The sequence below is a fragment of the Bradyrhizobium aeschynomenes genome (assembly GCF_013178945.1).
In the GTDB taxonomy this organism is placed as follows: domain Bacteria; phylum Pseudomonadota; class Alphaproteobacteria; order Rhizobiales; family Xanthobacteraceae; genus Bradyrhizobium; species Bradyrhizobium aeschynomenes.
The window spans coordinates 194,147-207,967 of sequence record NZ_JABFDM010000010.1; the positions used below are offsets into that span (position 1 = coordinate 194,147).

Sequence of the window (13,821 nt, forward strand, 5' to 3'; positions counted from 1 at the left end):
GGACGGGGCAAGGAGTGATTGATCGCGGCGGAGTGTCGCAAGCCAGGGCCCGCGAGGCAAGGTTGAGCTTCAGCTCAACCTTGCGGTGGCGAGGGCGCCGCCCATGGCTCTTCGGTTGCCGCGCTCTCGGTCGTGCTCTTGGCCTTGGTGGACACCGGCTGCTCGCTGATCACATCGGCGAGCTTGCGCAGGGCTTCCTTGACGCCTTCGCCGGTCGCACCGGAAATCAGCATCGGCGTCTTCTTGGCGGCGCGCTTGAGCCGATCCTTCTGCTTCTTCAGCTCATCCGGATCGACGGCGTCGATCTTGTTCAGTGCGACGATCTCCACCTTGTCGGTCAGCTCGCCGCCATAGGCCTCGAGTTCGTGCCGCACCGTCTTGTAAGCCTTGCCGGCATGCTCGCAGGTCGCGTCGACCAGGTGCAGCAACACGCGGCAGCGCTCGACATGGCCGAGGAAGCGGTCGCCGAGGCCGGCGCCCTCGTGCGCGCCTTCGATCAGGCCGGGAATGTCCGCCAGCACGAACTCGCGGCCGTCGGCGTTCACGACGCCGAGTTGCGGGTGCAGCGTGGTGAACGGATAGTCGGCGATCTTCGGCTTGGCGGCGGAGACTTTCGACAGGAAGGTCGACTTGCCGGCGTTGGGCAGCCCGACCAGGCCGGCATCGGCGATCAGCTTCATGCGCAGCCAGATCCAGCGCTCCTCGCCGGGCTGGCCGGGATTGGCATGACGCGGCGCCCGGTTGGTCGGCGATTTGAAATGCGCGTTGCCGAAGCCGCCATTGCCGCCCTGGGAGAGCACGAAGCGCTCGCCGACGGTGGTAAAGTCGTGAATCAGCGTCTCGCGGTCCTCGTCGAAGATCTGGGTGCCGACGGGAACCTTGAGTACCACGGACTTGCCGCCAGCTCCGTGGCAGTCCTTGCCGGAGCCGTTTCCGCCCCGCTGCGCCTTGAAATGCTGCTGGTAGCGGTAGTCGATCAGGGTGTTGAGGCCGTCGACGGCCTCGATCACGACGTCACCGCCGCGGCCGCCATTGCCGCCGTTCGGACCGCCGAACTCGATGAACTTCTCGCGCCGGAACGCAACGCAACCGTTGCCGCCGTCGCCGGAGCGCACATAGACCTTGGCTTCATCGAGGAATTTCATGATGCGCCTTACGTAGGCGAGGCGGGCCGCCGCGGCAACCGTGGAATGGGTTTAATTCAGCCCGGAGCCTTAATTTCGAGCGGTAAGCCAGCTCTGCGCAAGGGCTGGACAAGCGTTGCGCTGGGGTTGCGGCAGGACTGCGTCACGCTTTCAGCGGAAGGGCTGGAGCGACAGCAGCCCGCCTGATAAGGCAGCCCGATCATGAGCGTGCTGACCCGAATCTCCACCCAGACCGACGAGCGCTCGGCGCGGCTGGCCGGCATCGGCCTGATGCTGCTGTCGATTGCGATGTTCTCGTTCGGCGACGCGCTGGGCAAGTTCCTGGTGTCGACCTATGCCGTCGGCCAGTTGCTGTGGCTGCGCGCCTGCGCGGCGCTGCTGCTGCTGGCGCCGTTCATCTGGCGCAACCGGGCGGCGTTCCTGCAGCTCGAGCGGCCCTGGCTGCAGCTGGTGCGCGTCATCCTGTCGACCTTGGAGGTCGCCGCGTTCTTCCTCGCCACCGTCTATCTGCCGCTCGCCGACGTCATCACCTATTATCTCGCCGGGCCGATTTTCGTCACCGCGCTGTCGGCGCTGGTGCTGCGCGAGCATGTCGGCTGGCGGCGCTGGACCGCGATCCTGATCGGCTTCTGCGGCGTGCTGATCGCGCTCAGGCCGTCGGCGCAGACCTTCAGCCTGCCGGCGCTGATCGCACTCGGCGGCAGCCTGTCGTTCGCGGTGCTGATGCTGATCACGCGCTCGCTGCGCGCGACGCCCGACATCGTGATGGCGTCCTCGCAATTCGTCGGCACCTTCCTGCTCGGCGCTGCGATGTCCACGTTCGGCTGGGTCACGCCGACACCCGGCAGCCTGGTGTTGTTCGCCGCCGCCGGCCTCATCTCGGTGACGGCACTGTTCTGCGTCAACCGCTCGCTGAAGCTCGCGCCCGCCTCGGTGGTCGTGCCCTATCAGTACACGATGATCGTCTGGGCCGTGCTGTTCGGCTTCGTCGTGTTCGGCGACGTGCCGCATCCGGCGACGATCATCGGCGCGATCATCATCATCGGCGCCGGGCTGTACATCTACCTGCGCGAACGCAGCCTGGGGCAGGGCCAGGGTGCGGTGAATCCGCCGGTGTAGCGGCACCCCCCGCCGTCGTCCCGGCCTTGAGCCGGGACCCAGACTCCGTGCAGCCCACGTCGGAGAAGGCTGGGGCTCCAGCGTGATCCATCACCAATTTCGGTGGCTATGGGTCCCGGCTCGATGCCGGGACGACAGTGAGTTTGGAGCGGCCGCCCCGGCTAACTCCGCCGCCCCGCATTCGCCCACGCCTTCAGCGAGGCCCACACGCCGCGCGTCAGGCGGAAGGCATCGACCGGGGCCGACGAGCCGAGCACCTCGAAGCGGTGCAGCTCGACGCCCGTCCATTGGAAACCGCACTTTTCGAGGATGTTGCGTGAGGCCGGGTTGCTGACCCGCGCATGCCCGATCAGGACATTGTCCTCGCTCGTCTCGAAGAAGTCGTCGATCGCGGCCCGCGCCGCCTCGGTGCCGAAGCCGCGGCCCCAATGATCGACGCCGAGCCAGTAGCCGAGCTCGGCCCGGCCGTTCGCCGGCCGGTTGATGCCGACCATGCCGATCGGTGCATCCAGATGTTCGATGACGAACGCCGTCTCGCCGCTGTGCTCCAGTGCACGCACGAACCGGGCGGCATCGACCTCTGAATAGGGATGCGGCAGGCGGCGGGTGTTCTCGGCGATGCGCCGGTCATTCGCCAGCCGGGCAATGGCGGAGATGTCCGAGAGCAGCGGCGGACGCAGGGTCAGCCGGGGTGTCTCGAGGACGCAAGGTCTCGCCTCGCGCAAGGTGGGAGTCGTGATGTCCTGCAGCATGTCGGGCTCCATCGACGCTTCGGGATCAATCGATCAGCGAAAATGAAAAGGGGAGGCCGGTTGTCCCGCCTCCCCTGGAGCCATCTGGCGCTCCGCCGGTTTGTCAGGACCCGGCGGACGCGAATTGTTCCACCGTATGTTACTCAGCAGCTTGGGCGGCTACCGGGCGTACCGAGATGAACGTGCGGTTGGCACGGTCATGGAACTCGACGACACCCTCGATTTTGGCGAACAAAGTGTGGTCCGTGCCCATGCCGACGTTGAGGCCGGGATGCCAGGTCGTGCCGCGCTGACGCGCAATGATGTTGCCGGGAATCACGCGCTCGCCGCCGAACGCCTTGATGCCGAGGCGCTTGCCCTTGGAGTCGCGTCCGTTGCGGGATGAACCGCCTGCCTTTTTGTGAGCCATCGCTCGTCTCCGATCTCTTGCGATCACCTTTAGCGCGATTCCGCTAAGGGATCATTCACAATTGCAACCTGCGCGGACGAAAAATCCGCGCGCGATGAGGATCAAGCCAATGCGGCGCGCGCCACGCGCGCCGGCACGCTTACTCCGCGGCGTCGGCCGCGGGGGCTTCCGCCTTGGCCTTCTTCGGGCGCGGGCCCTTGGTCGGCTTGGCGTTGTCGGTCAGGATCTCCGAGACGCGGATCAGGGTCAGCTCGTCCCGGTAGCCGCGCTTGCGGCGCGAATTCTTGCGGCGGCGCTTCTTGAACGCGATGACCTTGGGGCCGCGCTTGTGGTCCAGCACCTCGACGGCCACCGACGCGCCGGCCACGGCCGGAATGCCCAGCACCGGGGTGTCGCCACCGACCACCAGCACCTCGTTCAGCTGCACGATCGTGCCGGGCTCACCGTCGATCTTGCCAATCTCGAGCACATCATCCGGGGCGACGCGGTATTGCTTGCCGCCGGTCTTGATGACTGCGAACATCGTTCTCATCCTTCGTGTTCGATCCCGGCCTCAGAGCGCGATGGCCCTGGGTCGGCTTCTTGTTCAGTCGTTATGGTTCATGTGGTCCGGCCCGATTGGAGCCGGCAGTCGCGCCCGGGGCTTTGAGGCCTCGAGAAAGGGCGCAACGACAAACGGCGCAGGAACGCCCGCGCCGGTCGATCGGGTGCTTATAGCGGCCGGGGGCGGGGAGTCAAGGACAAGGGCGAGTGACGAATAGGGAGTGGCGCAGAGGGAAGGGCGCCAGCCGAAGCCCCAATTCGCCATCCGCTCCTCGCTATTCGCTGCCTCCCCCCGAACCATCCGTTCCGTCCGCCGTTAGCGCGGGACACACGGAGCATCACATGGCCGACGACGTCATGACCAAGACCACGGGCATCGCCCGCCACGGCGCCGCCCGGCTGCCGTCGGTCGAGATCGACAGCTTCAACATCGAGCTGAAGGATGAGGACGGTTTCCTCGGTGACCGCGCCTCAAAGGGCGCCTTTCGTAAGATCCTGGAGCGCTGGCGCAAGCCGCTGCGCAAATCCGGCGAGGACCCGTTCGGCGACGAGGACAGCGAGACCATCAGCAAGAAGGCGCTGGATGAGATCCTGGTCGGCGACGACACCGAGGCCTCGGCGGTCGTCCATTCCGCGATCGAGGAGTTCGCCCAGGAACTCGCCCATGTCACCCGGCGCTTCCTGCGCACCAAGGCCTGGGCCAAGACCGAATGCATCGTGGTCGGGGGCGGCTTTCGCGATTCCCGCCTCGGCGAGTTGGCGATCGCCCGCACCGAGATCATCCTCAAGGATGAGGGCTTTGGCGTCGAGCTGGAGCCGATCCGCTACCACCCGGACGACGCCGGGCTGATCGGCGCGCTGCATCTGGCGCCGTCCTGGATCTTCGAGGCCCACGACAGCATCCTTGCCGTCGACATCGGCGGCACCAACATCCGCTGCGGCGTGGTCGAGACCTGCTGGAAGAAGACGCCGGACCTGTCGAAGGCGTCGGTGTGGAAGTCCGATCTCTGGCGCCATGCCGATGACGAGCCGACCCGCGAGGGCGCGGTGAAGCGGCTGGCCAAGATGCTCAAGGGCCTGATCGAGGAAGCCGACACCGAAGGCCTGCGGCTCGCGCCGTTCATCGGCATCGCCTGTCCCGGCGTCATCAACGAGGACGGCTCGATCGAGAAGGGCGCGCAGAACCTGCCGGGCAATTGGGAGAGCAGCAAGTTCAATCTGCCGGCCAGCCTGGTCGAGGCGATCCCGATGATCGGCGATCACGACACCGCGGTGCTGATGCACAATGACGGCGTCGTCCAGGGCCTCTCCGAGGTGCCGTTCATGCAGGAGTTCGATCGCTGGGGCGTGCTGACCATCGGCACCGGCCTGGGCAATGCCCGCTTCACCAACCGACGCAAGGAGAACGGCCGCAAGGACAAGGACGACAAGGCCAAGGAGGACAAGACCGACGACAAGAAGGCGGCCAAGAAGAAGAAGGATTGAACGGGCATCTGCCTCCGGCCGGCCGCATCGGGTGCAACATGTTGCGCAGCATGGATGCCGCCGCAGCCGCCGCGGCGGTTCATTGCGTGCGAAAAAGTACCGTGCCACCAATCGGATAGATCGGCAGCCCCGGTAACCTTGACCAGTTAGGTTAAGGACCGGTTTGCGTTGCGGTGCACGCATGGATGGCCCAGGGTCCGCCGTGTCGCTCAGGCCGGCCGGATTGACCCCCGTCTCTTCCGTCGGTTTCCCCAAGATGTAGCGGCACGGGACCGCCGGCATGTGTCAGCGTACGGCGGTCCCACCTGTCTGGGGCCGACGCCCGGCCCGCCTCGAAGCGCAGGCGCAGCGCGCGCTGCCGATTTCGGTTGGAATATCGCAAACCCCGCCTTGTCACCCCCGCCGCCGTGCCCTAGAACGGCGCCCGACCCGGGGGCACCGCCCCTGATTTGCGCCTGGAGAGGTGGCAGAGTGGTTGAATGCACCGCACTCGAAATGCGGCATAGGTGCAAGCCTATCGGGGGTTCGAATCCCTCCCTCTCCGCCAGCCCAGCGTTCGCATCTGTTCGCTGCCGTCCGCCAACCTTCTGAAAAGTCGCCGCAACTTGAGCGTCTGACGCCGTTTGGCGTCCGCGCGGGTTCGCCCCAGAATGTGGGGAAGCGCTTGCAGGATGTGAGTAGCATCGTGGGTAAGGCTGCGAGGCAAAGATGGCGCATCTGGTGGGGCGCCTGACAGCAGTGAAGGTGGCAAAGGTCAAAAAGCCAGGCATGTACGCCGACGACGCGGGCCTCTATCTGCAGGTCACAGACCCTGGATTTTCCGCTTCACCCTTCGCGGTCGCTCCCGCGAAATGGGTCTTGGCTCCTTCTCTATCTTTGGCTTGGGCGAAGCGCGGGCGAAGGCAGCCGAGTATCGACGGCAGGTCTGATCCCGGCTGCGCGGGCGAATAGAAGCGGTGCTCGATTGGGCGACGGTGCGCGCTTTCGCCAGGTGAGAAATCCAGCTCGGTGGCGGAGCCATCTCGACGAGTGGCTGCCTGCGCGTGCCACCCCGTCGACGTAGGAAACTGAGCCGCAAGTAGTCCTGCCGTCCCCATCGCGCTCCAAGACTTGCCGCCGAAGCGCGCCGGCAATTCACCAGTCTTTCAAGCCAAATAGGAGGGGCGATCCCTTCACCTGCTATCCAGCGGGCCCCTTGAAGTGGATGAAAAAGCGCACCGTCAAACGGACTGACACACAGACATATCGACCTTGTAAATATCTCAGATCAAAACGATCAATTTTACGAATACTCGGGGATCGCTCATCAATGACGTGATCGGCCGGGCGCGGGCGCGTCGCCATGAAGGTCGGTCGGGGGCAAGCTCGTTTCGTAGAAAACGCGCCGCCAAGGGGGGATTTATGACAAGAGGACTGAAGCGGTCCGCTTCCGCAGCGCTGATTTTAGCCGGGATGATCCAGGGTGCGTGTGCCGCCGAGAATGCGGCGACGAACTATCCAGCGGGCTCGCCCGGCGTGTTCATCGCGTCGTTCCCGCCGATCCCCGGCCTGTTCGCGATCAGCCAGACCAGCTACACCAGCGCAAGTGGCCTGTATGACGGGCACGGCAACAAGCTGCCGATCAACTTCAAGCTCTCCGCCGTATCGGAGACGATGCGGTTTCTCGCCAGCTATCCCGGCGACTTTTTCGGGGCTCACGTCTATTCGCAGCTCGTGGTGCCGTTCGTCCACCTCGAAAGCACCAATCCCGGCGGATCGTTCCAGGCCAATGGCCTTGCAAACATCACCTTCTCGCCGATCATCCTGAGCTGGGCGTTGTCGCCCGTGCAGACCTTCACGGTCGGCCTCGACCTCATGCCCAACACGGGCACCTATTCGGCGCGGCAGCCGCTCAATGTCGGCACGAACTACACCACGATCTCGCCCGTTCTCGCCTATCGCTATGCCGATCCGAAGGGCTTCGAATTCGCCGTCTCGCCTCGTCTGCTGCTCAATGGCACCAACAACGACTCGGTCAACGCCTTCACGCAGCTGACCCAGCAGTACCGCAGCGGCGACGCGCTGATGGTCGACTTCAACGCCGGCTACAATATCGGCGCCTGGAAGCTCGGCATCGTCGGTGGCTATACGCATCAGTATCAGGACGACAAGGTCAACGGCGTCAAGGCCTTCAATTTCGCCGGGGTGCAGGACGGCAACCGGTTGCGCTCGCTCAACGCCGGCCCGTCGCTGACCTATAATGCGGGACCTTTTCAGATCAACGTGAACTACCAGCACACGTTCTACGTCGAGAACGGCAGCCGTGGCGATACGGTCTGGGCCAACCTGGCATTCCCGCTCTGGGTACCCGCGCCGCCGGCGGGGGCCGGACCGGTCAAGCGCTGATCGGCGCAGCCCGCGCGCGAACGACGAGCGGCCGGCGTCCTGCGCCGGCCGTTTTCATGCGCACTCGCTGGCGGCGATCACGGCAGCTCGGCCACGACCTCGTGCATCAGTTTGCGCAACCACAGCAGGCCGGCATCGTTGGAGCGATAGCGGTGCCACTGCACGCGCTGGCGCAGCACCGGCAGCGCGATCGGCAGCTCGATGATGCGGATCGGCAGGCTGCGCTGCGCCGCGATGGCGAGCCGCCGGTGCACGGTGGCAAGCCGGTTCGTCCCGGCGATGAGATGCGGGATGGCAGTGAACGCGTACACCGACACGTCCTCGCTGCGGCTGGTGTTGCGCTGCTCCAGGTAATAGGTTTCGAGCGATTGCGCCGCGATCGCCGGCCGCATCACGACGTGGGAGGCGTTCGCGAACTCCTGCCGTGACAGCTTGCCCCTGCCATATTTTCCCTTGCTCCAGGCGATGACGCAGAAATCGTCCTCGAAGATGACTTCGGACGGGTGCAGCTTGGAGCTGAATTCCTCCGGAATGATCAGCAGGTCGACATCGCCGCGCTCGAGCGCGCGCTCCGGCCGCTGCACCTGCTGTATGAAGTCGAAGCGGATCCCGGGCGCAAGGGCCTCGCTGCGCGCGAGCAGCCGAGGGATCAGCGTCACCAGCGTGTAGTCCGACGCGAGGATCTTGAAGCAGCGATCGGATTGAGCCGGATCGAATTGGGCAGACGACGCGATGGCCCAATCGACCCGCACCAGAAGGTCCCTGATCGAGTCCTTCAGCACCTCCGCCCGGGGCGTCAGCTCCATCTTGCGGCCGATCTTCACCAGCAACTCGTCGTCGAAATAGGTTCGCAGACGCAGCAAGGCGTTGCTCATCGCCGACTGCGTCATGTTCATGCGCGCGGCGGCGCCGCTGACGCTGCGCAGGTGCAGCAGATGGTCGAGCGCGACCAGCAGATTGAGGTCGAACTTGTTGTTGAAGCGCATCGGCAGCCTCGCTTGAGGTATTCAAGAGATCAATGCGATCGATCTTGATAATCAATTTTTCGAAATGGTCAAACGGGACTATGCCGGACCCCGGGAAGAAACGTCGAGGGGACGCGTGGCCGGTCCGCGTGTCGTGAGTGCAATCATGTTCAAGTATTTTCCGACCAATTACGTCTGGAATCTCTCGGTCGATCTCGCGATCGAGATGGGGGCACGGATCGGCGAGATCGAGGAGATGTGCGCGCCTCTGCAGGAGGCGGCGCGGCAGCCCGATGCCAGCGGCACGCAAGCGTTTCGCGAGACCTGGGCGCGGATGGCGGACAAGCTCTGTGCGCTCGCCGCCGAGGACGAGGCGAAGGGACGGCTGCTGTCGGCCGGAGAGAAATATGGCCGCGCGGCGAGCTATCTGATCACCTGCGAACGTCTGCAGGCCCACGATGCGCCGGGACGTCTGGCGCTGTATCGCAAGTGTCTCGATGTCTTCGCCAAGGGCATCGCGCTGGCGCGAGAGAACTGCGAGCGCGTCGAGATTCCCTATGAAGGCACCCACATCGCCGGCCTCCTGGTCCGCGCGGAAGGACATGACGGGCCGGCGCCGCTGCTGGTGCAAGTCAATGGTCTGGATTCGACCAAGGAGATGAAATACCGCGTCGGCCTGCCGGCGTGGCTTGCCAAACGCGGCGTGTCGTCGCTGGTGATCGACCAGCCCGGATCGGGCGAGGCGCTGCGGCTGCAGGGGCTCACGGCACGCTACGACAGCGAGCACTGGGCCTCCCGCGTCGTCGACTGGTTGGAGACCCGCAGCGACGTCGATCCGAAGCGCATCGGTCTCGAGGGCGTCTCGCTCGGCGGCTACTACTGCCCACGCGCCGTCGCGTTCGAGCCGCGTTTTGCCTGCGGCGTCGCCTGGGGCGCCAATCACGATTGGCGCGACGTGCAGAAGAAGCGGCTGCAGAAGGAAGGCAACTTCCCCGTTCCACATTATTGGGCGCATGTGCGCTGGGTGTGGGGCGCGCGGGACCAGGGCGACTTCATGCGCATCGCCGAGCAGGTTCACCTCGACGGCATCCTCGACCGCATCAAGGTGCCGTTCCTGGTGACCCATGGCGAGAAGGACTCGCAAATCCCGCTGCATTGGGCGGAGCGCACCTATGAGCAGCTGGTCAATTCGCCCAAGCGCGAGCTGAAGATCTTCACCGCGCGTGAAGGCGGTGCCCAGCATGCGAGCTTCGACAACAGCATCAATGCCGGCCACTACATCGCGGACTGGGTCGCAGAAGTGTTGAACGGACACGTCGCCTGAAGCAGCAGGTGGAGAGGAGAGCCATGAAAATTGTCGGTCTGGAGAGCCTGATATTTGGTGTCGACGACGTCAGAGGCGCGGCGCGCTTCCTCGTCGATTACGGGCTGACCCCCGTCGACGTCTCCGATCGCAGCGGCCGCTTCGAGGCGATCGACGGCACCGCCGTGGTGATCGCGCGGCAGGACGATCCGGCGCTGCCGCCCGGGCCCGTACCGGGCTGCCGTCTGCGCAAGACGGTGATGGGCGTCGCCGACGAGGCGACGCTGGGGGCGATCGCCGCCGAGCTGCGGCGTGACCGCGAGGTCCGGCGGCTACCCGATGGCTCGATCGAATCGATCGATGATTCCGGCTTCGTGATCGGCTTTCAGCTGACGGCACGCCGGCCTGTCGTGCTGCCGGGCGAGATCTCGAATGCGCCGGGCGGCGTGGTGTTCAGGCCGATCAACAGTCTCGGCGTGCCGCCGCCGGGCAGCGTCATCCGTCCGCGATCACTGTCGCATGTGGTCTATTTCGTGCCCGACGTGGCGAAGGCCGAGGCGTTCTACGTCAATCGCCTTGGCTTTCGCTGCACCGACCGTTTCACCGGGACGGGGCCGTTCCTGCAGCCGGGCGGCTCGCTCGACCATCACACCCATTTCCTGATCGGCGCGCCGCCGCACATGCATGGCGTGGAGCACTTCACGTTCCATTTCGGTGGTCCTTCCGAAATGATCACGAACGGCTATCGCTTCGTCGAAAAGGGCTATCAGGCATTCTGGGGGCCCGGCCGTCATATCCTGGGCTCGAACTGGTTCTGGTACTTCAACAGCCCGTTCGGCTGTCACATCGAGATGGATGCTGACATGGACCAGCACGATGCAAGCTGGCAGCCGCGCGAAGCGACCGCCTCGGCCGACAATTCGCAGGCCTTCCTGCTGAAGATGCGTAGGAAATGGTACCCCGGCCCCGGAATCCCCGAGAATGGCGACTACGCGTGAGGCCCGGTCGCCGCGATGGCTCCGGCTTTGCCGCGCCGACGAGATCGGCGAGGCGCAGTCGCGCGGCTTTGATCCCGACGATGAGGGACAGGACAGCCTGTTCGTCGTGCGATGGCAGGGACAGCTGCATGGCTGGCGCAATGCCTGTCCGCATGTCGGCGGCGCGCCGATGGCCTGGCGCAGGGATGCGTATCTCAACGCCGAGCGCACGCGGATCGTCTGTCACGCGCACGGCGCCGAGTTCATGCCCGACACCGGGCTGTGCGTGCAGGGGCCGTGCCGCGGCGAGCGGCTGATCGATATCGAGCTCGTCGTCGATGCCGACGGCGAGTTGTTCGCCAAGAAATAACACGCCAGCAACGGCGGTTCGAAACAAGGAGGAGGGCGCCATGGCTGTGGTGAGCAGGGTGCTTACGATCGGCGGCGGGTTTTCTGGCATGGCGGCGTCGATCCAGATGCGCAAGGCGGGCATCGCGGTGGATCTCGTCGAGGTTGATGCGAGCTGGCGGCCGGAGGGCGCCGGCATCACGGTGAGCGGGCCGACCTTGCGTGCACTCGAAACGATCGGCGTGTTCGCGGCGTTCACGGAGCGCGGCTACACCGCTGACGGTGTCGATCTGTTCACCCCATCGGGGCATCGGATCGGCGAGATCCCGACACCGAAGGCCGCAGGATCGGATGTGCCCGGCGGCGGCGGCATCATGCGGCCCGAACTCGGCCGCATCCTCGCCGAGGCGACGCGCGCCTCGGGTGTCGGCGTGCGTGTCGGCTGCACCTACACGCGGATCACGCAGCACGACGGCGATGTCGAGGTCGCATTCACCGATGGCACGACGGGCCGTTATGATCTCGTGGTGGCCGCCGATGGCGTGCATTCGAAGACGCGGGCGCTGCTGTTTCCCGAGGTCAAGCCGCCGCAATACATCGGCCAAGTGGTCTGGCGCGCCGTGCTGCCGCGGCCAGCAGACATCGTACGCCCGCGGATGTGGCTGGGAGGTACGGTCAAGGCCGGCGTCAATCCGGTGTCGCCAAGCCACATGTACATGTTCGTGACTGAGGCGCGGCCGGAAAAGCTCCAGGCTGAGCGCGCGTCCTGGCCGCAACTGGTCGCGGACATGCTGGCGCCGTTCAGCGATCCCGTGCTGGTGGCGCTGCGGGCGCATCTGTTCGCTCCCGACGCCGCGATCGATTGCCGGCCGCTCGCCAACCTGCTGGTGCCGGCGCCTTGGAATCGGGGCCGCGTCATCCTGATCGGCGACACGGTGGCGGCGACCACGCCGCATCTCGCCTCCGGCGCCGGCATCGGCATCGAGAGCGGCATCGTGCTGGCGGAGGAGCTGGCACGGGCGACGACCCTGCAAGAGGCGTTCGACCGCTTCCATGCGCGCCGCTGGGAGCGCTGCCGCATGGTGATCGAGAACTCCGCGCAGCTCTGCCGGATCGAGATGGAGAACGGCGACAAGGCCGAGCACGCCAGGATCATGCGCGAGTCGATCGTCGGACTGACGCAGCCGATCTGAACAAGAACAACAAATATCAAGGGGAGGAAGCAATGACGGTGACAACGGAAACTTGGCGCGGACGCATCGCCCTGATGGTCGCGCATTGCGCCGGGATGGTCGATCTCGTGGCGCTCCCGGTCTGGGTGGGCGCGCTGATCGAGCGCTACAGGTTCAGTCCGCAGCAGGCGGGACTGCTGGCCACGCTGTTTCTGCTGGGCGCCGTGCTCAGCAGCCTGGTGTTCGCACCGCGCTTCAACCGGATGAACGCCCGGCTGGCGGCGGCTGCGGGATACGCCGCAGCCGCGCTGGTGTTCCTGGCCGCGAGCCGGACGTCGGAGTTTTCGCTGCTGGCGATCCTGCACGCGCTGGGCGGCGCAACGGCCGCCTGCGGGCTGAGTTTCACCCACGGCACCATTGCACGCAGCGCCAACCCGCACCGGCTGTTCGCCATCGTCGGAATGGCGCTCGGGATGTTTGCAATTCTGTTCCTCGGGGTGACGCCCAATCTCGTGGCGAGCTTCGGCGGATCCGCGCTGTTCGTGGTGTTCGCCGGCGTGATGGCGGTCGCGGCGCTGGCGGCGGCGCTGTCCTTTCCCAACGGCGTCGTGCGCAGCGACGAGGATCTCATCGCCGAGGTCAGTCATCTTCCCCGCGCCGTCTGGTTCGGCATCGCCGGCATCAGCTGCATGGCGCTGACCCAGGCGATGCTGTTCAGCTTCATCGAGCGCATCGGCGCTGACCGCGGCTTCGGCGCGGAGGCGGTCACGGGCGTGCTGATCGCGCTCGGCTTCGTCAACCTGCTGCCGGCGCCGCTCGCCGCCTTTCTGGAGCAGCGGCTGCCCGCGCGCCACGTGCTGCTGGCGGGCCCGGTCTGCCAGGCGCTGATCGCCGTGACGGTCACCTTCGGCTCCGGCTTCGTCGCCTATGCCGTTCCGACTGCGGTCTTTGCCGCGGTGATGATCTTCACCCACACCTTCGCGTTCGGGCTGCTGTCGCGCCTTGACCCTACCGCACGGGCGCTCGCCGGCACGCCGGCGATGCTGATGATCGGGGCCGCGGTCGGCCCCATCCTCGGCGGCACGTTGGTGCAGCTGTTCGGCTATCCCGCGCTCGGGCTCGGCGCTGTCATCATCTCCTCCATCGCCGTCCTGTTGTTCTCGCGCGTGTTCGTCGCGCGCGGCGCGGCGCCGACCGCCTCGCTCGAAATCGCCTGAC

At 65.8% G+C, this 13,821-nt stretch carries 14 protein-coding genes and 1 tRNA gene; 10 read left to right on the forward strand and 5 right to left on the reverse strand.

Going from position 1 to position 13,821, the window contains the following annotated elements; translation table 11 throughout:
- Positions 1-74: 74 nt before the first annotated feature.
- Entirely contained in the window at positions 75-1,145 is a 1,071-nt protein-coding gene (obgE, locus tag HL666_RS26045; protein WP_172112890.1) for a GTPase ObgE, read from the reverse strand.
- A 201-nt stretch (positions 1,146-1,346) separates the two neighbouring features.
- Between obgE and HL666_RS26050 the strand changes: the two genes are divergently transcribed.
- A complete protein-coding gene (locus tag HL666_RS26050; RefSeq protein WP_172184342.1) occupies positions 1,347-2,264 on the forward strand; it encodes a DMT family transporter in 918 nt (305 codons plus the stop codon).
- Positions 2,265-2,425: 161 nt separating this feature from the next.
- Here HL666_RS26050 and HL666_RS26055 read toward each other — a convergent pair whose 3' ends face one another.
- From HL666_RS26055 to rplU, 3 genes are all read right to left on the reverse strand, one after another.
- Positions 2,426-3,016: a GNAT family N-acetyltransferase gene (locus HL666_RS26055; RefSeq protein ID WP_172184344.1), complete on the reverse strand. Its 591-nt coding sequence runs from the start codon at positions 3,014-3,016 to the stop codon at positions 2,426-2,428.
- A gap of 139 nt (positions 3,017-3,155) precedes the next feature.
- On the reverse strand, positions 3,156-3,425 hold the full coding sequence (gene rpmA / locus HL666_RS26060) for a 50S ribosomal protein L27 (RefSeq protein WP_008961804.1): 270 nt from the start codon (positions 3,423-3,425) through the stop codon (positions 3,156-3,158).
- A 139-nt stretch (positions 3,426-3,564) separates the two neighbouring features.
- Complete coding sequence (gene rplU / locus HL666_RS26065) at positions 3,565-3,948, reverse strand: 50S ribosomal protein L21 (protein ID WP_035648644.1); 384 nt, start codon at positions 3,946-3,948, stop codon at positions 3,565-3,567.
- Between the two features lie 362 nt (positions 3,949-4,310).
- On the opposite strand from rplU, the gene HL666_RS26070 reads away from it, so the two are divergent.
- The 4 genes from HL666_RS26070 to HL666_RS26085 all read left to right on the forward strand — a co-directional run bounded on the left by HL666_RS26070 (position 4,311) and on the right by HL666_RS26085 (position 7,838).
- On the forward strand, positions 4,311-5,453 hold the full coding sequence (locus tag HL666_RS26070) for an ROK family protein (protein WP_172184346.1): 1,143 nt from the start codon (positions 4,311-4,313) through the stop codon (positions 5,451-5,453).
- A gap of 457 nt (positions 5,454-5,910) precedes the next feature.
- A tRNA-Ser gene (locus HL666_RS26075) sits at positions 5,911-6,000 on the forward strand.
- A 304-nt stretch (positions 6,001-6,304) separates the two neighbouring features.
- Positions 6,305-6,382 (forward strand): hypothetical protein, encoded by a 78-nt coding sequence (locus HL666_RS34645; protein WP_347339712.1) that lies wholly within the window; start codon positions 6,305-6,307, stop codon positions 6,380-6,382.
- A gap of 472 nt (positions 6,383-6,854) precedes the next feature.
- Positions 6,855-7,838, forward strand: a complete 984-nt coding sequence (locus HL666_RS26085) for a SphA family protein (RefSeq protein WP_172112886.1) — start codon at positions 6,855-6,857, stop codon at positions 7,836-7,838.
- A gap of 77 nt (positions 7,839-7,915) precedes the next feature.
- On the opposite strand, the gene HL666_RS26090 is transcribed toward HL666_RS26085, so the two are convergent.
- Positions 7,916-8,824 (reverse strand): LysR family transcriptional regulator, encoded by a 909-nt coding sequence (locus HL666_RS26090; protein ID WP_172112885.1) that lies wholly within the window; start codon positions 8,822-8,824, stop codon positions 7,916-7,918.
- Between the two features lie 145 nt (positions 8,825-8,969).
- Between HL666_RS26090 and HL666_RS26095 the strand changes: the two genes are divergently transcribed.
- The 5 genes from HL666_RS26095 to HL666_RS26115 are packed head-to-tail and all read left to right on the forward strand — an operon-like array spanning position 8,970 to position 13,820.
- Positions 8,970-10,127: an alpha/beta hydrolase family protein gene (locus HL666_RS26095; RefSeq protein ID WP_172112884.1), complete on the forward strand. Its 1,158-nt coding sequence runs from the start codon at positions 8,970-8,972 to the stop codon at positions 10,125-10,127.
- A 23-nt stretch (positions 10,128-10,150) separates the two neighbouring features.
- Positions 10,151-11,104 carry a VOC family protein gene (locus tag HL666_RS26100; RefSeq protein ID WP_172184348.1) on the forward strand — a complete coding sequence of 318 codons (954 nt, stop codon included), beginning with the start codon at positions 10,151-10,153 and terminating at the stop codon, positions 11,102-11,104.
- Positions 11,088-11,453: a Rieske (2Fe-2S) protein gene (locus HL666_RS26105; protein WP_172184358.1), complete on the forward strand. Its 366-nt coding sequence runs from the start codon at positions 11,088-11,090 to the stop codon at positions 11,451-11,453. Before HL666_RS26100 ends, HL666_RS26105 begins: the two co-directional genes overlap by 17 nt.
- A 40-nt stretch (positions 11,454-11,493) precedes the next feature.
- The gene (locus HL666_RS26110; RefSeq protein WP_172112881.1) at positions 11,494-12,624 is read left to right on the forward strand and encodes an FAD-dependent oxidoreductase; all 1,131 of its coding nucleotides are present in this window, start codon (positions 11,494-11,496) and stop codon (positions 12,622-12,624) included.
- Positions 12,625-12,662: 38 nt separating this feature from the next.
- Complete coding sequence (locus tag HL666_RS26115) at positions 12,663-13,820, forward strand: MFS transporter (protein WP_172184422.1); 1,158 nt, start codon at positions 12,663-12,665, stop codon at positions 13,818-13,820.
- The last annotated feature ends 1 nt before the right edge of the window (position 13,821 follow it).

What these genes read in the sequence shown, in the direction of transcription:
- obgE (WP_172112890.1), bottom strand. Translation starts at nt 1,145, where the DNA reads ATGAAATTCCTCGATGAAGCCAAGGTCTATGTGCGCTCCGGCGACGGC.
- HL666_RS26050 (WP_172184342.1), top strand. Translation starts at nt 1,347, where the DNA reads ATGAGCGTGCTGACCCGAATCTCCACCCAGACCGACGAGCGCTCGGCG.
- HL666_RS26055 (WP_172184344.1), bottom strand. Translation starts at nt 3,016, where the DNA reads ATGCTGCAGGACATCACGACTCCCACCTTGCGCGAGGCGAGACCTTGC.
- rpmA (WP_008961804.1), bottom strand. Translation starts at nt 3,425, where the DNA reads ATGGCTCACAAAAAGGCAGGCGGTTCATCCCGCAACGGACGCGACTCC.
- rplU (WP_035648644.1), bottom strand. Translation starts at nt 3,948, where the DNA reads ATGTTCGCAGTCATCAAGACCGGCGGCAAGCAATACCGCGTCGCCCCG.
- HL666_RS26070 (WP_172184346.1), top strand. Translation starts at nt 4,311, where the DNA reads ATGGCCGACGACGTCATGACCAAGACCACGGGCATCGCCCGCCACGGC.
- HL666_RS34645 (WP_347339712.1), top strand. Translation starts at nt 6,305, where the DNA reads ATGGGTCTTGGCTCCTTCTCTATCTTTGGCTTGGGCGAAGCGCGGGCG.
- HL666_RS26085 (WP_172112886.1), top strand. Translation starts at nt 6,855, where the DNA reads ATGACAAGAGGACTGAAGCGGTCCGCTTCCGCAGCGCTGATTTTAGCC.
- HL666_RS26090 (WP_172112885.1), bottom strand. Translation starts at nt 8,824, where the DNA reads ATGCGCTTCAACAACAAGTTCGACCTCAATCTGCTGGTCGCGCTCGAC.
- HL666_RS26095 (WP_172112884.1), top strand. Translation starts at nt 8,970, where the DNA reads ATGTTCAAGTATTTTCCGACCAATTACGTCTGGAATCTCTCGGTCGAT.
- HL666_RS26100 (WP_172184348.1), top strand. Translation starts at nt 10,151, where the DNA reads ATGAAAATTGTCGGTCTGGAGAGCCTGATATTTGGTGTCGACGACGTC.
- HL666_RS26105 (WP_172184358.1), top strand. Translation starts at nt 11,088, where the DNA reads ATGGCGACTACGCGTGAGGCCCGGTCGCCGCGATGGCTCCGGCTTTGC.
- HL666_RS26110 (WP_172112881.1), top strand. Translation starts at nt 11,494, where the DNA reads ATGGCTGTGGTGAGCAGGGTGCTTACGATCGGCGGCGGGTTTTCTGGC.